General features: G+C 63.8%; 17 protein-coding genes. 7 read left to right on the top strand and 10 right to left on the bottom strand.

Annotated elements, in window-relative coordinates; translation table 11 throughout:
• Together VIR09_RS02610 and rng are read left to right on the top strand one after the other, a co-directional pair.
• Positions 1-203: hypothetical protein (locus VIR09_RS02610; RefSeq protein WP_332011473.1), on the top strand; the 203-nt coding region annotated here is incomplete at its 5' end.
• A gap of 381 nt (positions 204-584) precedes the next feature.
• On the top strand, positions 585-2,048 hold the full coding sequence (gene rng / locus VIR09_RS02605; protein ID WP_332011474.1) for a ribonuclease G: 1,464 nt from the start codon (positions 585-587) through the stop codon (positions 2,046-2,048).
• A gap of 2 nt (positions 2,049-2,050) precedes the next feature.
• Here rng and VIR09_RS02600 read toward each other — a convergent pair whose 3' ends face one another.
• Genes VIR09_RS02600 through VIR09_RS02585 form a run of 4 tightly spaced genes read right to left on the bottom strand, consistent with a single transcriptional unit; the run spans position 2,051 to position 5,849 of the window.
• Positions 2,051-2,884: an NAD(P)-dependent oxidoreductase gene (locus VIR09_RS02600; protein WP_332011472.1), complete on the bottom strand. Its 834-nt coding sequence runs from the start codon at positions 2,882-2,884 to the stop codon at positions 2,051-2,053.
• Positions 2,885-2,941: 57 nt separating this feature from the next.
• Positions 2,942-3,934 (bottom strand): TRAP transporter substrate-binding protein, encoded by a 993-nt coding sequence (locus VIR09_RS02595; protein WP_332011471.1) that lies wholly within the window; start codon positions 3,932-3,934, stop codon positions 2,942-2,944.
• Between the two features lie 56 nt (positions 3,935-3,990).
• Complete coding sequence (locus VIR09_RS02590; RefSeq protein WP_332011470.1) at positions 3,991-5,262, bottom strand: TRAP transporter large permease; 1,272 nt, start codon at positions 5,260-5,262, stop codon at positions 3,991-3,993.
• Positions 5,259-5,849 (bottom strand): TRAP transporter small permease, encoded by a 591-nt coding sequence (locus tag VIR09_RS02585; protein WP_332011469.1) that lies wholly within the window; start codon positions 5,847-5,849, stop codon positions 5,259-5,261. The genes VIR09_RS02590 and VIR09_RS02585 overlap by 4 nt, the downstream gene beginning before the upstream one ends.
• Before the next feature lie 169 nt (positions 5,850-6,018).
• Between VIR09_RS02585 and VIR09_RS02580 the strand changes: the two genes are divergently transcribed.
• Positions 6,019-6,912 (top strand): LysR family transcriptional regulator, encoded by an 894-nt coding sequence (locus tag VIR09_RS02580; RefSeq protein WP_332011468.1) that lies wholly within the window; start codon positions 6,019-6,021, stop codon positions 6,910-6,912.
• Positions 6,913-7,095: 183 nt separating this feature from the next.
• Positions 7,096-7,797 (top strand): DUF3053 domain-containing protein, encoded by a 702-nt coding sequence (locus VIR09_RS02575; protein WP_332011467.1) that lies wholly within the window; start codon positions 7,096-7,098, stop codon positions 7,795-7,797.
• 65 nt (positions 7,798-7,862) lie between these two features.
• On the opposite strand, the gene VIR09_RS02570 is transcribed toward VIR09_RS02575, so the two are convergent.
• From VIR09_RS02570 to msbA, 4 genes are all read right to left on the bottom strand, one after another.
• Complete coding sequence (locus VIR09_RS02570) at positions 7,863-9,335, bottom strand: sensor domain-containing diguanylate cyclase (protein WP_332011466.1); 1,473 nt, start codon at positions 9,333-9,335, stop codon at positions 7,863-7,865.
• A gap of 142 nt (positions 9,336-9,477) precedes the next feature.
• Positions 9,478-9,708 (bottom strand): hypothetical protein, encoded by a 231-nt coding sequence (locus VIR09_RS02565; protein WP_332011465.1) that lies wholly within the window; start codon positions 9,706-9,708, stop codon positions 9,478-9,480.
• Between the two features lie 121 nt (positions 9,709-9,829).
• Positions 9,830-11,635, bottom strand: coding sequence for a monovalent cation:proton antiporter-2 (CPA2) family protein (locus VIR09_RS02560; protein WP_332011464.1), 1,806 nt, complete (start codon positions 11,633-11,635; stop codon positions 9,830-9,832).
• A 184-nt stretch (positions 11,636-11,819) separates the two neighbouring features.
• On the bottom strand, positions 11,820-13,595 hold the full coding sequence (gene msbA / locus VIR09_RS02555; RefSeq protein ID WP_332011463.1) for a lipid A export permease/ATP-binding protein MsbA: 1,776 nt from the start codon (positions 13,593-13,595) through the stop codon (positions 11,820-11,822).
• A gap of 107 nt (positions 13,596-13,702) precedes the next feature.
• Between msbA and VIR09_RS02550 the strand changes: the two genes are divergently transcribed.
• The 3 genes from VIR09_RS02550 to VIR09_RS02540 are packed head-to-tail and all read left to right on the top strand — an operon-like array spanning position 13,703 to position 15,736.
• Complete coding sequence (locus VIR09_RS02550; protein WP_332011462.1) at positions 13,703-14,674, top strand: glycosyltransferase family 9 protein; 972 nt, start codon at positions 13,703-13,705, stop codon at positions 14,672-14,674.
• 16 nt (positions 14,675-14,690) lie between these two features.
• Complete coding sequence (locus tag VIR09_RS02545) at positions 14,691-15,455, top strand: YdcF family protein (RefSeq protein WP_332011461.1); 765 nt, start codon at positions 14,691-14,693, stop codon at positions 15,453-15,455.
• Entirely contained in the window at positions 15,446-15,736 is a 291-nt protein-coding gene (locus VIR09_RS02540; RefSeq protein ID WP_332011460.1) for a YkgJ family cysteine cluster protein, read from the top strand. The genes VIR09_RS02545 and VIR09_RS02540 overlap by 10 nt, the downstream gene beginning before the upstream one ends.
• 34 nt (positions 15,737-15,770) lie before the next feature.
• Here VIR09_RS02540 and VIR09_RS02535 read toward each other — a convergent pair whose 3' ends face one another.
• Both VIR09_RS02535 and VIR09_RS02530 read right to left on the bottom strand, forming a co-directional pair.
• A complete protein-coding gene (locus tag VIR09_RS02535) occupies positions 15,771-16,919 on the bottom strand; it encodes a glycosyltransferase family 4 protein (RefSeq protein WP_332011459.1) in 1,149 nt (382 codons plus the stop codon).
• The coding region (locus VIR09_RS02530; RefSeq protein WP_332011458.1) for a polysaccharide deacetylase family protein at positions 16,894-17,510 on the bottom strand (617 nt) is incomplete at its 5' end. The genes VIR09_RS02535 and VIR09_RS02530, both read right to left, overlap by 26 nt.

Here is a 17,510-nt window from a genome sequence, read left to right as displayed (position 1 = left end):
GCTGCGCCGCTTTCGCTGACGCTGCGTTGTTTGCAGCAGAGAAACGAGATTATGAAGAAGTTTTTATCGCTTGTCAAGTCAGCGTCACATCCATCGTTTCGCTTTCTTGCCTGCGACCTCTTCAGGTCCGCCTCTCTTTAGCAGCTATCGAAATATCAGGGTTAACCCTAAGTTTTCGGCAACTGCCAAGCCCAAGACTATAGCACGATTTTTGCAGATTGCGCAACTGGCTTTTGCCTAACTTGCTGCAATCCTTGCAATCACCGCGCGGCCTTCATTTCTGAAGCTTTGCGGCAGACCTGGCTCGAATCCTCTTGCCCGACCTGTTGTGCTTGCTTGGCTTCGCGGTTCAAAACTGTCTGAACTGCGAAGGAGCGAGACTATAGCACAGATTTCTGCGCGTGGTGTGGCATGGCAGTTCTATGGGTCATGCTGCAGCCATGCGTCGCCCGCCCCTATATATAGTGGGGCGTCGGCAGTCGCCCTATATAGATAGTTGTCTCGCCCGCGTTGCCCTACGTTTACTATTCGCCTGTACGCCGCACCTTACTGGAGACGAACACGCTATGCCCCCCGCCATCGCCCTGAGCGAAGATATCCTGATCAATGTCACCCCCTTCGAAACCCGCGTTGCGCTGGTGGAACAAGGGTCGGTACAGGAACTGCATGTAGAACGCAGCATTCAGCGGGGCCATGTTGGCAATATCTATCTGGGACGGGTGGTCCGCGTGCTACCCGGCATGCAGAGCGCCTTTATCGATATCGGACTGGAGCGCGCGGCCTTCATACACATCGCCGATCTGCGTGAGAATCGCGGCGAAAGAAGCCAGGGGCTAACCCCCACGCCCATCGAAAAGCTGCTTTTCGAGGGACAGACCATTATGGTCCAGGTGGTCAAAGACCCCCTGGGCACCAAGGGCGCGCGGCTGTCTACCCAGATCAGCATGGCGGGTCGGATGCTGGTTTACTTGCCCCACGATCCGCATATCGGCATTTCGCAGAAGATCGACGACGAATCCGAGCGCATCCAGCTGCGCGAACGCCTGCAGGCATTGATGCCTGCGGAGGAAAAAGGCGGCTTCATCGTCCGCACCCAGGCGGAAGGCGCCAACGACGAGGAACTGACGGCGGACCTGGAATACCTGCGCAAACTGTGGACCAGCGTCCAGGCGGCAGCCCGCAGCCAAGCCGCGCCCGCCCTGCTGCATCAGGATCTGACCCTGGCGCAGCGCGTGCTACGGGACATGGTGGGGCCCAATACCGGCACGATACTCGTGGATTCCCGCACGACCAGCGCGGCGATGCTGGAATGGGCACGCGTCTATACCCCCTCCGTCGTGGACCGCATCCAGCACTACAGCGGGGAACGCCCGCTGTTCGACACCGCCAATGTGGACGACGAGATTGCGCGGGCGCTCTCGCGCCGGGTGGACCTGAAGTCAGGCGGCTACCTCATCATCGACCAGACCGAAGCGCTGACCACGGTCGACGTCAACACCGGCGGTTTCGTGGGCGGCCGCAATTTCGACGACACCATTTTCAAGACCAACCTGGAAGCGGCCCAGGCCATCGCCCGCCAACTGCGGCTGCGCAACCTGGGCGGCATCGTCATCCTGGACTTCATCGACATGGAAGAACAGGAACACCGCGAAACCGTGCTGGCCGAGCTGAAGAAGGCGCTGTCGCGCGACCGCACCCGCATGACGGTCAACGGCTTTACGCAGCTAGGCCTGGTGGAAATGACGCGCAAGCGCACCCGCGACTCGCTGGCGCACCAGTTGTGCGAGCCCTGCCCCATGTGCGAGGCGCGCGGCAACGTGCGCACGCCGCGCACGGTCTGCTATGAAATCCTGCGCGAGATCCTGCGCGAGGCGCGGCAATTCAATCCCAAGGAATTCCGCATCCTGGCTTCGCAAGAGGTGGTCGACCTGTTCCTCGAAGAAGAAAGCCAGCATCTGGCGATGCTGGGCGACTTCGTGCGCAAGCGCATATCGCTGGAAGTGGAAGGCGCGTACTCGCAAGAGCAGTACGACATCATCCTGGTCTGATTTCAGGAAATCCTGTCCGTGGTGCCGACAAATTCCAGGGGGCAATAAAAGCCCCCATGGAACTGGGCCGCGATGGGATCCTCGGGGATGTTCTGGGCCAGGATTTCCGGGGCGAAGGCCTCGGAATCGTCCTGCGGGGCGTAGCCCAGGAATTTCGCGTTGGAATTGTCCCAGCGGTTGCGCAGGTTGTTGGACACGCCGTAGACCACGGTGAAATGATAGGACTCGTGCTCAACGCAGCGCGCGGCCAATTGCGCCATGTCGCGGTGACTGATCCAGGTCAATAGCTGCCGGGCTTCGCTCGGCCGGTCGGGCGTGCGGAACGTCCCGATCCGCAGGCAGGCGACCGACATGCCGTACTTGTCCGCATACATGCGGCCCAGGCCCTCGCCGAATACCTTCGATACCCCATATAGTGAATCGGGCCTGGGCTGCACGCTGTCATCAAGAAACTTCTCCCGGCGGTGATAGCCGATAGCGTGATTCGAGCTGGCGAAAACCACCCGGCGCACGTTCTGGCGCCGGGCCGCCTCGAATACGTTGTAGCAACCCTCGATATTCATGGGCAGGATTTTTTCCCAGACATCGGCGCCGGGAATGCCAGCCAGATGGATGACGCAGTCGATACCCTCCATGCAGCGTTCCAGGGACCCGATGTCCCGGACGTCCATCGTGCAGATTTCCTCGCCTGCCTGCGCCGCTTCCTGCGGCGCGATGTCGGCCAGGCGCAGCAAGGCATAGCGGCCGCGCAACTGCTCGCGCAGGCAAAGGCCGATGTTTCCGGCCGCTCCGGTAATCAGCACGCGCAGGTTTTGGGGTTGGTTGAAGGGTGTCATCAATCTGTCCAGTTTTTCTTGAATATGAAAGCGCCGGGGCCGATGCCGTTGCGCCGGTTACTGCTTCTGCTTGGCGGCGATCAGCGCGTCATAGAGCGCCTGGCCATTGGGGGCTTCGCCGACGAGCTTTTTCACTACGGGCCGCGTGGCCTGCACCATGGAATCGAGATTGCTGGGGTAGACGATGGATACTCCCTTCGCCTGCATCGTTTTCATGCCCTCGTCGTAGACCTTCTTGTAGTAGTCACGGGCATAGGCCATGGCCTCGTCCGCGGACTCCTTGATTATTTTCTGTTCCTCGGGCGAAAAGCGATCCCAGCGGTCCTTGGACATGAGCAGCAGCGCCGGATGAATATTGACGTGCGTCATGTTGAAGTACTTGGACACCTCGATGAATTTGTCCGAGACAAACTGGTCCGGCGTCGTTTCACCGCCATCGAGCACCTTCTGCTGCAGGGCCAGATACAGTTCTGAATAAGCCATGGGCGTGGCTTGCGCGCCCAGGGCCTTGTAGCTTTCGACGTAACCCGGCGACTGAATGACGCGGATCTTCATGCCTTTCATGTCGTCAGCCGAATTGACGGGCCTGTTGCCGAAGACATTGCGTTCGATCGCCGAAAACCAGCCCAAGCCGACCAGGCCGTATTTCGGCAGGACTTCCATGAATTTGTCGCCGGCCGGTCCGTTGAGAATCTGGTTGGCTTGCTCGACGCTGTCGAACAGGAACGGCGAGTCAAAGACCAGGAACTCCTTGACGATGCCGTTCAAGGTCGGCTGGCCGGTGATTACCAGGTCGGTAGCGCCGGCCACGGCGCCCTGGATCATGGTCAGTTCGCCGCCCAGCTGCGAATGCGGGAACACGGAAATCGTGATTTTCCCGTTCGATTTCGCCTTCAGCACGTCGGCGAACTTCTGCGCCCCCACATGAAAGGGGCTGTCCGTCGTGAGCGTGTGCCCGACATCCATGTTCAGGGCATGCGACGGCGCGGAAAACATAAGGGCGCTCAGGACGCCGGCGCCAAACAGTTTCTTGAATTGCTTCACTTCCATCTCCTCGATTTTCCAGCCGCCCGGCAGGCGCTGCCCACGGGCGGCCGATTTAGTTTTTATAAGAAAAAGGTACTAATGGCGGGCACGTACGAAATAATCATGACGTCGATCACCAGAACGGCAAGGAAAATCACCAGATACTTCGCCAGATGGTGCATTTTCAATTGGGCGACTTCACACACCACGAACAGGTTCACGCCGACGGGAGGCGTCACCATGCCGACTGCGAGGTTGGTGATGACGATCATCCCGAAATGGATGGGATCGATGCCGAAGGTCACGCTGATGGGCGCCAGGATGGGCACGATGATGAGGATCGCCGCCAATGCCTCGATGAACATGCCAACCAGGAACAGCATGACGTTCACCAGCAGCAGGAACACGATCGGATTGGTCGTCATGGACCCGAGCATGGCGGCGACTTGCTGCGGCACCTGGTTGATCGTCAGCAGGTACGCAAACACAGCGGCGAACGCCACGATCAGCAGGATGATGGAAGACATCACCGCGGAGCGCGCGAAAATCCCCAGCAAATCCTTGACCGTTATTTCCTTGTAGACGAATAGCCCGAGCGCGAGCCCATACAGCACGGCGATGCAGGAGGCCTCCGTTGCAGTAAATAGTCCGCCGTAAATTCCGCCCAGGATGATGACAGGCATCATCAGCGCCAGCGTCGCGTCCTTCAGCGCTACCAGGACACCTTTCAGCCATCCGCCGAAGCTCACCGCGGTGACTTCGTCGAAACCCTGGATGCGGGCGACCAGGCAGACCGTCAGGATCAGCGACACGGTGATCAGCAGACCGGGCAGGATGCCCGCGAGAAACAGCGACCCGACCGATACGTTCGCCGTCAAGGCATACACAATCATCGGGATCGACGGCGGAATGATCGCCCCCAGCTCGCCGGAGGAAGCGGCAATGGAGGCCGCGAATGATCTCGGATAGCCCTTCTTTTCCATTTCCGGAATCAGCACGGAGCCGATCGCCGCGGTCGTCGCGGAGGAAGAACCGGAAACCGTCGCGAACAGCAGCGAGGTCAGCACCGCGACCGCGCCCAGGCCACCGCGGATCCAACCGACGAAGGCGTTCGCCAGTTGCACCAGTCGGGTAGCCACGCCGCCCGAGGACATGAGATGCCCGGCCAGGATGAAAAACGGCACCGCCATCAGGCTGAACGAATCCAGTGACTGGAACGCCATCTGCGCCACGATGAGCAGTGAGCGGTCGCCCGCCTGCAGAGCGAACGCTGCCGACATGCCCAGCGCGGTGACGATGGGCGCGCCGATGATCAGGATCGCCGTAAATGACAAGAACAGAACCGGGATCACAGCGCCCCTCCTTCACTGTTTTGCATGGCCGCGGCGACTCTTTCCGCCTCGCCGCCCTGCTCCGACGCTTCAACGCTCAGCAATTCCTTGATGACATGCGCGAAGGTATTCAGGCTCATGAGTACGCAGCCGGCAAACATGAATATGTAGATGTACGCCATGGGCATTTCCATCGCGGGCGATGTCTGCCGCATGCCGAGTTCGATCAACCTGATCGATTTCCAGGCCAGCAGCACGGCCAGCATCAAGGTCAGGATGTGGGCCACGACGCGCAGCCAGCGCGCGACCGACTCCGGCACCATGCCGATGAAGGCATCGACGCCGATCAGCCGCAGCCGGTAGGTCGCGACGGCGCCGCCGATGAAGACGCTGCCGACCATCATGAAGCGGCCCAGCTCTTCCGCCCAGGGCGTGGAAAATGGAATGCCCGTGTAGGTATAAAGCAGCCGTACGAATACAGAAATTGAAATAGCCAGGACCATTCCTATAAGAAACAGTCCGGCGCACTTTTCAGCTGCGGCGTTTATCGAATCCATTATTCGCTGCAGCGTTTGAAGCCTCTGGTGTGAGGCACAATACCCGGCCATGCGGAGCCCTCCCTCTTTGTCTCATTTATTTATTCGCCGCCTTTTTGAGCCAGGCGTTCGATAGGAAATATACTCAGCGGCATGCGATTCGTAAAATTCAAATAACAAAACGTTCTTTTCAAAAAAAACGATTGTTGAGCCTATTGCGTCTTGAACCGGAGTTTCGAGAATGTTGAGTGATCTCAAGCAGTTACGCGCTTTCCTCACGATCGCGCGTTTAGGCAACTTCACCAGGACGGCTCATGAACTGAATATTTCGCAGTCGGCTTTGACCATACAGATCCAGCAGCTCGAATCCCATCTGCGCACGCGGCTGTTCGACCGCAACCACCGCAGCGTCAGCCTGACGCCGCGGGGACAGGAGCTTTTTCCGCGGATCGAAAAGCTGGTCGCCGAAATCGAAGACCTGGTCACCCATGCCCGCGACACCAGCGATCGGGAACGGGGCACGGTAACCGTCGCCGTCCTGCCGTCCCTGGCGGCCGGGCTGCTACCGCAGGCGATCCACAGGCTGAACCGCGATTACCCGCGGATTACCGTCTGCGTGCGGGACACGGTGGCTTCGCGCGTCAACGACATGACCCGCAGCGGCGAGGTCGACTTTGGCATCGGCAGCCCGATCAAACGCGACCAGGAGTTGGTTTGGGAGCAGCTGGTCACCGACCGCTTCTGTGCCTACATGGCGCATGACTATCCCTGGGCCGCGCCGGATACGGTGACGCTGAAGGACCTGGCCGAACATCCGCTGATATTGCCGGTGCGGGAGAGCAGCATCCGCACGCACATCGAAGCGGCGGCCGACAAATTGAAGATCTCGCTGCCGGCGGCATATGAAGTGGTCTATAACTCGACCGTGCTGGCCATGGCTGCACAGGGGCTGGGAGTGGCAGTCCTGTCAGAGTTGGCTGCCCGCGAAGGCGATACCAATCGCCTGCGCTGCGTTTCGATCAATAACCCGCCGCTGTATCGGCACATCGGCATTCTGCGGCGTGCGGGCCGCTCGCTCTCGCGATCCGCTGAACTGCTTACTACGGCGCTGCGGGAAATTGCCACTCAGGAGTAAGACGGGCCGTTAACAGGTAGCACGCGCAATTTCACTTCATTATGTGTGAATTGTGTTTCCTAACAATTCGATTGCAAACATTTCTGAAAGCGATGGCGGCAGGCAGGCTGACCCGATAAGCTGCGGGCGCCTTCAGGGTATACCCTGACCATTTCTTTACTTCGCTTTCAGGAGTTCAATGCGATGAAGTCCCTATTCCGTCCGTTCCTGGTGCTGGCCGCTGCGCTGCCGCTGATACTGGCCGCTTGCGGCAACAAGGAACCCGAACAGCGTGCCGCGTTCACGCAGTTTCTGCAGACCCGCATCGTCGACAAGCCCGGCGTGCGCGTCCCGCAGTTGACGGATGAAGAGAAGAAGTCCTTTGGCGACTACGCTGCGCAATATGCCGTGATCACCGACTTCAATGCGGGCATGGATGCCTCGGTGAAGCCCTTGTCCGGCATCATGCAGAAAGGCGCGATGCGCTCGCTGAACGACATCGTGACGCGCCGCGACGACCTGAAGTCCGTGCAGGCCTCCCTCAATGAAATGGGCGTGGCCCTGAAGGAACAGCAGGCCAAGGCGGACGCCGCCCGCGCGCAACTCAAGCAGCCGGAAGACCTGAAGGCCGTGTACGACAAGGCTTATGAGAAGACCGTCAGCCTGCCGGCCGACACCTTCCGCGATGTGCTGCCGCAACTGAACGCGACCTTCGACAGCAGCCTGAAGATCGCCGATTACGTCGCCGCGCACGCCGCGCAGATCGATATTTCCGGCCCCATCGTCAAGGTGCAGGATCCCGCCGTGCAAGCCGAGCTGAACCAGCTGCTGCAGGACCTGAATGCGCAAGCCAAGAACGTGCAGCAGGCGCAGACGCGCATGCAGGCCGTGATGGTCGGCCGCTAAGCGGCTCAGTGCTGAAAAGCCCCGCCGCGTTCACGCGCGGCGGGGCTTTTTCATGCCACGCGGGATCAGGCCTCGGCCACCGCCACGCGATTGCGGCCGGACGTCTTGGCCTGGTACACGGCCGCATCGGCCGCCTCCACCAGGCTGGCCAGCGTATCGTCACCCTGCGGCACCGAGGTCGCGACCCCGACGCTGATCGTGACGATCCCGGCGGCGGCGTCTTCGTGCGGCACCTTCAGGCCGACGACTGTCCGCCGTATGCTCTCCGCAATTTCCGCGGCGCGCTGGCGGCTGGTGTTGGGCAACAGCACGACGAATTCCTCGCCCCCATAACGCGCCGCCAGATCGCGCGGACGCCGGGCCTTTTTCTTCAGCACGCGCGCCAAGGCTGCCAGCAACTGGTCTCCCTGCTGGTGGCCGTAGCGGTCGTTGTAGCGCTTGAAATGGTCCGCATCCAGGAACAGCAGCGAAAGCGGTACGCGTTCGCGGCGCGCATTCTGCCATTCGCGTTCCAGCGTCTCGTCAAACGCGCGTCGATTGGCCAGGCCGGTAAGTCCGTCCGTGCGCGCCTGTATCGCCAACTGCGTCTCGACCGCCTTTCGCAGCGCCATCTCACGCCTGAACAGCACGATCAGCGCCACCACCGACAGCAGCAACGCCGTGGTCACCGGGATGATGAAGAGCGCGCGGCGGTCCCAGGGCTCGAGCAGTTCGTCCACGTCCATGGCGACGTCGATGATGAGCGGCGTGTCTTCGATGCTGGCGAAGGTGTAGTAGCGGTTCACGCCGTCCGGCGACAGCGCCCCCTCGAACGAGCCTTCGCGGCGGATCAGGAACTGTTGGAAATCCAGTGCCATGCCGATGTCGCTGCCCAGGTCGTTCAGCGAGTACGGGGCGCGCAGCAGCAGCAGGCCATCGTTGCGGAAGACGCTGATCTCGTCGCGCTCGCCGATCGACAGCGCGGCGAAACGGTCACGGAAGTAGGCCAGGCGCAGCGAGCCGCCCACCACGCCGGCAAAACTGCCGTCCGGATTGGACAGGCGCCGGCTGATGGCAATGCTCTCGTCGCCGCCGCGCAGGCGGCTGCGATACGGTTTGCTGACGTACATGCCGACGTCGTCCGCATCCCGATGCACCTGGAAGAAATCCCGGTCGGCGAAGCTCACGTCCGGCGCATCAAGATCCCCGGAGTGGTAACGGATGTTGCCGTCCTTATCCAGCACCACCACGGCGCCCAGGTACTCGGCGGTGGATGGCCGGTCGAACAGGAAGCGGTGCTGGGTTTCGGGCGCGAGCCGGTCGAGCCCGGGTTCGCGCAAGCGTTCGGCCATGCCTTGCAGCGACAGGTCGTAGACATGCAGGGTGCGGCTGATATCCGCGGACAGCACGCCGGTGATGTTGCGGGCCGAGGCGTGGGCGGATTCCCAGGTGGCGCGGCGGTCGATCCAGAGCAGCGCGACCGCGGCCGCGCAGATGCCGATTGCGACGAGCACCGCCAATGCGTACAAGGCGCGATGCACAAGCCCGCGAGACTTCAATACGGCGCTCCTACGCAGGGGACGTCGGGGGGGACGCGGTTCATTTCCAGCAGAGATTTACGCCGCTGATGATGCCGCCGCCGGACATGCCGCGCAAGACCCGACCCTAAAAATTCCCCGCGTCGCCCGCCTGGGCCGTTCCTCAGGTCACCGCGACCGCGGCGATGCGGAATGGAAAGGCCTTGGCGCCCCTGGCCTTGTCGGTTTCGCGGTGCGCGCCGATGGACCATGCGGGACCCGTCCCGCCCGTATGCGACATGAGTTGGCGCATGGAGCCCGCCGAAAATCCGCAGCGCAAGGCCAAGGCCTGCCGCCGGGCCAGTTCTACTCCAACAGCGTGCGGCGTCGTGGAAATCCGATCCGATTGCAGCATGGCAGCCCCCTGGCAAATGCTCGTCATGGATGAAGAGTCAGTGCGGACAAATCTACCTCAGTCACCAGCGCCTGCGCGTGAAATGATGCGAAAAGTAATGCAACGAAGAGGAAATAGTCGGTTACGCGGATGGGCTGGCCGTGGCCCTCTCGGTTTCGCGGTCGGCTTGGTCGTTGCGGCCGTCCGGGGCGCTGGTCATATTGCCGTAAAGGAGCGAGCGGCCGGCGAACAGCCCGCCGGCCACCTCCAGGTCGAAACGCTCGGTGTCGCGCCTGCGCACGTCCAGCACCACCTCGGCGGCTTCGTCGGCCGGTACGCCGATCACGCGCAGCGCGGCCTCGCCGAAGACCAGCGCCGATTCCAAGGTTTCGCGCACCTGGTAGTCCACCCCTTCCTTGGCCAGCGCCAGCGCATGGATGCGGTCATAGGCGCGCACCACCACCCGCACCAGGGGGAATTCGGCCTTGATCAGCTTGACCATGTGGTTGACCGCCTTCGGGTCGTCGATGCAGATCAGGATGACGCAGGCATTTTCCGCGCCGGCGGTGCGCAGCATGTCGACGCGGGTGCCGTCGCCGTAGTAGACCTTGACGCCCCATTTCGCGGCGGCCCGGATCGCGTCGGTGTCGGTATCCAGGATCGACACTGTCAGGTCGCGCGCCAGCATCGCCTGGGTCACGATCTGGCCGAAGCGCCCGAATCCCACGATAAGCGCGCAGCCTTCCAGGTCCTTGGCCACGTCCACATCCTCCATTGAAGGCTGCGGCTTGGGCAGGAGCCAGCGTAGCGCCAGCACGCACAGTGGCGTGAGCGCCATGGAAATGATGACGACCGCGGTCAGCACGGCGCCGGTATGCGGGTCGAAGATGCCGGCAGCGGCCGCCGCCCCGTACAGCACGAAGGCGAATTCGCCGCCCTGCGCCAGCAAGGCCGCGCGGGTCATGGCTTCGGCGTGGGTGGCGCGCAGCACCCGCGCCACCACATATACGCCCACCGACTTCACCAGCATGAACACCAGGACCGCGGCCAGGATCAGCGGCCACTCGCGGGCCACCGCCGACAGGTCCAGCGACATGCCCACGCCCAGGAAGAACAGGCCCAGCAGGATGCCGCGGAAAGGCTCGACTTCTGCCTCCAGCTGGTGGCGGAAGGTGGACTCGGACAGCAGCACGCCCGCCAGGAAGGCGCCCATCGCCATGGACAGGCCGCCCAGCTCCATCAGCAGCGCTGCGCCCAGCACCACCAGCAAGGCGGCCGCCGTCATGACCTCGCGCGCGTGCGCGGCGGCCAGCAGCCGGAACAAGGGGTTGAGCAGCCAGCGGCCGGCGGCCAGCAGCGCCAGGATGCAGGCCACTGCGATGGCCGACTGCATCCAGGGATCGCCATGGCTGGCGTTGTCCGCCGGCGCCAGCAGGGTCGCCAGAGCCAGCAAGGGCACGATGGCCAGGTCTTCCAGCAGCAGGATCGAGACGATGCGCTGGCCCTGCGCGCTGGCGGTTTCACCGCGCTCGGCCAGTATCTGCATGACGATGGCGGTGGACGACAGCACGAAGCCCATCGCCGCCATGAAGGCCGCGGGACCCGACAGCCCCGCCAGCAGGCCGACCACGGTGAGCAGTCCGCCGCAGGCCAGCACCTGCGCCACGCCCAGGCCGAAGATCTCGCCACGCAGCTTCCACAGCCGGGATGGCTGCATTTCCAGGCCGATGATGAACAGGAACATCACCACGCCCAGTTCGGCCACGTGCAGAATGGATTTGGGATCGGAGAACAAGCCGAGGCCGAACGGGCCGATCACCAGGCCGGCGGCCAGGTATCCGAGGACGGATCCCAGCCCCAGCCGCTTGAACAAGGGAACCGCGACGACCGCAGCCCCCAGCAGGACGACGACATTGACTAGCTGATTGCCTTCGGCAGGCAGGGACATGGGGTGCTCCTGATGCACGGCGGACCAAAGCGCCTGGTGGCGCCGCCCCGCCCGCATCGGGCCGGAGCCGGGCCTGCCGGCAGGCCCGGCTCCATTTTCCGGCAATCCGGGCGCTTGGCAATCCGGAAATGCGACAGGAAAACACAGCCGCCCGGCGGGTCCGGGGCAGGACGCCCGGCGCGGATCAATCGTCGCGGAATTGCATCTTGTAGAGCGAGGCGTACAGGCCGTTGGCGGCCAGCAGCTCGGCGTGGGGTCCCTGTTCGACGATCTTGCCGGCATCCAGCACGATGATGCGGTCGGCATTCTGCACCGTGGACAGGCGGTGCGCGATGACCAGCGTGGTGCGGCCCTTCATCAGGCGCTCCAGCGAGGCCTGGACCTGGCGTTCGGATTCGTTGTCGAGCGCGGACGTGGCTTCGTCCAGGATCAGGATGGGCGCGTTCTTGATCAGCGCGCGGGCGATCGCCAGGCGCTGGCGCTGGCCGCCGGACAGGCGGGCGGCGTTTTCGCCCACCGGCGTATTGAGGCCCTGCGGCAGTCCTTCGACGAATTCCAGCAGATTGGCCGCCGCCAGCGCATCGCGCACTTTCTGTTCGCTGGACTTGCCCAGCGCGCCGTAGCCGACGTTGGCCGAGATGGTGTCGTCGAACAGCACCACGTCCTGGCTCACCAGCGACAGATGCGAGCGCAGGCTACGCAAGGTCAGTTCGTCGATCGGCGTGTCGTCCACCAGGATGGAACCGCTGTCGGCCAGCACAAAGCGCGGCAGCATATTGACCAGGGTGGTCTTGCCGCTGCCCGAACGCCCTACCAGAGCCACGGTCTGGCCGGGCTCCACGATGAAGGAAATGTCCTTGACCGTATCGCGGTCGGCGTCGGGGAAACGGTGCTGGACGTGGCGGAATTCCACCTTGCCGCGCACGGGCTCGGGCAATTCCCTGGTGCCGGTATCCTTTTCGGGCGTCTGGTCGATCAGCGTGAACACGCTTTCGGCCGACACCAGCATCTTCTGCATGCGGGCCGCGACGTTGGTCAGGCGCTTGATGGGATCGAATATCTGAGCCAGCGCCGCCATGAAGGAGGCAAAACTACCCACGGTCAGGGCGCCATGGTTGGCCTGGCTGAGCGCCACGGCGATGACGGCGCCGACCGAGATGGAGATGCAGACCTGGGTCAGCGGCGTCAGGGCGGCGTCCGCCGTGGCGGTACGCATGGCGAAGCGGCGCAGGCGGCGGCTGACGAAATCGAAGCGGCCGCGCTCGACTTCATAGCCGTCGAACAGCTTGATGACGCGCTGGCCGTCGATGCCTTCGCCGACGACCCGAGTCAGCTCGGCGTTCATGTTGACGGTTTCGCGGTTGATGCGGCGCAGGCGCTTGATGAAGAAGCGCGAGATCAGCACCGACACCGGCAGCATGATCAGGATGATCAGCGTCAGCACCCAGGACATGTACAGCAGCACGCAGATCAGGGCGACGACGACCAGCGTTTCGCGCACCAGCACGGTGATGACGTCGGTGGCATAGCCCGTGACGTTGCCGGCGTCGATGGTGAAGCGGTTGAGCAGGCGGCCGGTGTCGCCCTGCTTGAAATCGGCGTCCGGCAGGCCCAGCAGGCGCTCGAACATGTCCCGGCGCATGCCCAGCAGCACGTTGTTGGCCACCCAGGCCAGCAGGTAGTCGCTGAAGAAGTTGCAGATGCCGCGCAGCAGGATCAGGCCCACCACCGCCAGCGGCAAGGCCCAGACGTAGTACGGCTTGGCGCCCGAAAATCCCCCGTCCAACAAGGGCTTCATGATGACTGCCAGGACCGGCTGCGTGGCTGCCGCGCCGGCCATCAGCAGGACGGCAAGCAACAATCCCTTCCAGTAGGAACCCACGCGGCTGTATATCCGACTCCAGAGTTCAGATTTGACGGGTTGGGAACCCGCTGGCGCGTTGCGTGCGGCAGAATTCAAAGGGATCACTCGCTTTTATACAATTGTGGCGAGAATTGTACCGGCTGCGCGACAAGTCGCCGTCCGGGCCATGCCCCCTTCAGCCTTAACGCGCCCAGCGCCCTTCCATGTCCAATATCAGCTGCCTGTACGTCCGGTTACCCAATTGGGTGGGCGATGTATGCATGAGCCTGCCCAGCCTGCGCGCCTTGCACGCCAGCGGTCTGCCCCTGGTGATCTGCGCCCGGCCCTGGGCCCGCGACCTGCTCGACGGCGTGGCCAAGCAGGATTTCATCCCCATGCGCGGCAAGGTCGGTCCCGACCGGGCGGCAGTCAGCGCCCATCGCCGGAGCCTGGGGCCGCTGGGCCGCCGCGCCCGCGGACTGCTGCTGCCGGACTCCCTCTCCAGCGCGCTGGTGTTCCGGCTGGCAGGACTGCCCTCGGCCGGTTATCGCGACGACGGCCGCAGCTTCCTGTTGCGCTGGCCCGTCGCCAAGCCCAGCGATTCGCTGCACGCGGTGCAATCCTGGCATCACCTGACCCGCGAGGCCCTGACCCGCTGGGGCTTGCCCAGCGGCCCCGCCGAACCCGGCCCGACCCTGGACCTGCCCCTGACCTCCACTCACCAGGGCGCCGCCGATCTGGCGCTGGAGGCAGCCGGGCTGGCGGGCCAGCGTTTCGTGCTGATCGCCCCGACAGCCACGGGCCTGCACAAGGGCAAGATCAAGGTCTGGCCAGGATTCGATACACTTACCCGCGCCCTGCAGGCTCGCGGCCATACCGTGGTAATGTGCCCCCCTCCGGCCGAAACCGAGGAGGCGCGGCGCAATGCTCCCACGGCGCTGCTGCTGCCACCCTTGTCCCTGGGCGCGTTCGCAGCGCTGACGGCGCGGGCGACGCTGGTGATTTGTAACGATTCCGGCGTCTCGCACGTGGCTGCGGCAGCCGATGCCAGGGAACTGACCCTGTTCGGCGTGACGCGGCCGGGACGTACCGGTCCGTGGTCGCCACGCGCAGTATGCGTAGGCTCGGAGCATGCATGGCCGTCCGTCGAGGAAGTGGAACAGCAGGCCAACCTCCTGCTGGACGAGACGCAGTAATCAGGATTGTTTCAAAATGACCTTGTCCAGCTATCTCACAAATCTGATCATCCCTTACAACTTGAGTCTGACCTTGATCGTCGTCGGACTGGTGCTGGGTTTGTTCCGGCTTCGCAAGACTGGCGGCTCGCTCATCGTCGCAGGCCTGCTGTGGTCGCTGGCTTGGTCGCTTCCGGCAACCTCGATCTGGGCGGGCGGGGCGTTGGAACACCGCTATCCGCATTTATCGCCAGCGGAATCCCCCACCGCCGACGCCATCGTCGTGCTGGGCGGCAACACCGCTAACGGACGCGCCAACTGGTTCCTGCCTTATGACAAGGAAACCGCCGTGGTCCGCATCGACACGGCGGCGCAGCTTTATCTGGCCGGGCGCGCGCCCAAGGTGCTGCTGTCGGGCGGCGCGCTGGAGGGCGATGTCAGCGAAGCCCGCGGCATGGCCCATGCCATCCGCCAGCAGGGCGTGCCGGAAACGGCCCTGATCCTGGAAAACTCCAGCCGCACTACCTATGAAAACGCGGCACTGACCGAAGATCAGCTCAAGTCGCGCGGGATCGGCAAGGTCCTGCTGGTGACTTCCGCGCTGCACATGCCGCGCGCGATGGCGGCCTTCTCCAAGCAGGGCGTGGAGGCCATCGCCGCCCCCGCGCCACCGCAGATCGTGGAACCCGCAGACGGCTCCTTGTCCCTGTGGCTCCCGAACCAGCGCGCCTACGACGCCAGCCGCTCGATCCTCAAAGAGTACGCCGGCCTGTTCGTCTATTGGTTGCGCGGATGGGTCTGAACCCGCAGGCGCCGGCCGCGCTGGAATGTCGGCCCGGCTGCGGCGCCTGTTGCATCGCGCCCTCGATCACCCGGCCGATTCCCGGCATGCCGCGCGGCAAACCCGCCGGCGTGCCCTGTATCCAGTTGCTGCCGGACATGCGCTGCGCGATTTTCGGCCAGCCGTCCCGGCCGGATTTCTGCGGCGGGCTGCAGCCCCAGGCCGAGATGTGCGGCACCGGCCGCGAGCATGCGATCCAGTGGCTGGGCGACCTCGAACAGGCCACGGCTCCCGGCCATTGAAGCGCAGCCGGCAAGCCCGGACCCGCGCCCGCTCTCAGCCGCGCTCTTGCAGCACCTTGTCGTACAGCGCCTCGTAGCGCGCCGCCACCGTTTCCCAACTTTGCTCACGGGCGATCTCAAGGCCACGAGCGGTCAGGGCCGCCCGCAACTCGGGTTCTGAGCCCAGCCGCTCCAGCGCCTGCGCCAGTTGAGCGCCGTCGCGGGGATCCTGCAGGATGAGCGCATCCTTCCCCGCCGACAGATACTGCGCGAAGCCGCAATAGGCGGGCGAGCTCACCACCACGGGCAGTCCGTGCGACATGGCTTCCAGCGGCGCCATGCCGTAGCTGTCGTTCAGGGTCGGATGCGCGTAGATGTCAGCGGCGCTGAAGTAGCGGGCGACGTCGGGCGTGGGGTCGATCAGGGTGACGCGGCTGGCGACGGCGCCCGCCGCGCGCACGCGTTCACGGGTAGGCTCGTCCGCCCCCACGACCAGCAGCCTGTATTGCGCCGGCAACTGCGCCAGAGCGTCCAATAGCGCCGGCAATCCCTTGCGCAAGGGATTGCGGGCGACCAGCAAACAGCCTATGGTGCCGGCGTCCCAGCCCAGGCTGGCGCGGGTCGCCTCGCGTCCTTCCCTTTGTCCGGCGGACGGCAGCTTGACGCCGGGCGCGATGATGTCCACCGGCAACTGCGGGCCATAGCTGCGGTGCAGCTGGTCCATGATGAGCCCGGACACGGCCACCACGCGCCTGGCGGGCGCCCGGCGCACGCGCAGCTTTTCCAGCAGTAGATAGGTGGCCAGGCGCGGGCTGAGCCAAGCGGTCAGGCGCTGCAGCGGCTTGACTCGGGTCAGCCGGTTGTAGCGCACCGGCGTCACGTGCATGACCTGGATTTCGCCCGCCCAGCCGTTCATGTGCGAATGCACGATGTCATAGCGGCCGCGCGTGAGCCGGTCGGCGCGACAGGCGAAATACAACACCCGCATCCAACTGGGCAGCCAACAGGGAACGCGCACCGGCAGGAAAGAAAACGGCAGGTCGCTGTCGAACTCGCGCGCCACCACGGACACGTCATGGCGCTGGCCGAGCACCCGCATCAGTTCCACACCGTAGGCTTCGGCACCGCCAAAGCGATTGCCGAAGCGATCCACCAGCAGCGCGATGCGCAGCCGCCGTTCAGCCGCGCCGGCGGGTGTCTTCATACCGGGTCAGGCACTTCTGCAGGAAACGGATTATGTTGGTGGAACGCGACACCGTGACCCGAGGCAGCCCATAGGGGTCGTCGGAGGCCGCCGCCAGGCCGCGTTGGGTCAGCGTGGCGTTGTCGTAGCCGGCCTCGCGCGCCATGACCCTGTGTTCCGGGCCGTGGTCACCATAGGGGTAGCAGAAGGCGGTGACGGGCGCGCCCAACGCCTGCTCCAGCTCGTCCTTGGATTGGACGATCTGGCGCCGGGCCTCGTCGGGCGACATTTGAGGCAGGTGGACGTGGTCCAGCGTGTGCGAGCCGACTTCGTTGCCGGCCTGCGCCCATTCCCGCATTTCGTTCACGGTCATCAGCGCCGAGAACGGAATGCCTTTTTCAAGATCCCACACATTGCCGCCATCGAACTGATGCGCCACAAAATAGTTGGTGGCGGTGAAACCCAGTTCGCTCAGTACCGGCATGGCATTGTGGTGCACATTGCGGTAGCCGTCGTCGAAGGTAAGGCCGAACACCTTGCCCCGCCGTTCGCCGCGCACATAGGGCATGACGTCGTGCATGGACAGGCCGCGATAGCCCAGCCTGCGCATCC

Origin of the sequence: Achromobacter sp., from assembly GCF_036567245.1 — a bacterium.
In the GTDB taxonomy this organism is placed as follows: Bacteria; Pseudomonadota; Gammaproteobacteria; order Burkholderiales; family Burkholderiaceae_B; genus Achromobacter.
Note: the sequence above shows the minus strand (reverse complement) of the source record. Positions and strands in the feature narration are given on the sequence as shown.

Coding starts and splice junctions, on each gene's coding strand:
- VIR09_RS02600 (WP_332011472.1), bottom strand. CDS start 2,884: ATGACACCCTTCAACCAACCCCAAAACCTGCGCGTGCTGATTACCGGA.
- VIR09_RS02595 (WP_332011471.1), bottom strand. CDS start 3,934: ATGGAAGTGAAGCAATTCAAGAAACTGTTTGGCGCCGGCGTCCTGAGC.
- VIR09_RS02585 (WP_332011469.1), bottom strand. CDS start 5,849: ATGGCCGGGTATTGTGCCTCACACCAGAGGCTTCAAACGCTGCAGCGA.
- VIR09_RS02580 (WP_332011468.1), top strand. CDS start 6,019: ATGTTGAGTGATCTCAAGCAGTTACGCGCTTTCCTCACGATCGCGCGT.
- VIR09_RS02575 (WP_332011467.1), top strand. CDS start 7,096: ATGAAGTCCCTATTCCGTCCGTTCCTGGTGCTGGCCGCTGCGCTGCCG.
- VIR09_RS02565 (WP_332011465.1), bottom strand. CDS start 9,708: ATGCTGCAATCGGATCGGATTTCCACGACGCCGCACGCTGTTGGAGTA.
- VIR09_RS02560 (WP_332011464.1), bottom strand. CDS start 11,635: ATGTCCCTGCCTGCCGAAGGCAATCAGCTAGTCAATGTCGTCGTCCTG.
- VIR09_RS02550 (WP_332011462.1), top strand. CDS start 13,703: ATGTCCAATATCAGCTGCCTGTACGTCCGGTTACCCAATTGGGTGGGC.
- VIR09_RS02545 (WP_332011461.1), top strand. CDS start 14,691: ATGACCTTGTCCAGCTATCTCACAAATCTGATCATCCCTTACAACTTG.
- VIR09_RS02540 (WP_332011460.1), top strand. CDS start 15,446: ATGGGTCTGAACCCGCAGGCGCCGGCCGCGCTGGAATGTCGGCCCGGC.
- VIR09_RS02535 (WP_332011459.1), bottom strand. CDS start 16,919: ATGAAGACACCCGCCGGCGCGGCTGAACGGCGGCTGCGCATCGCGCTG.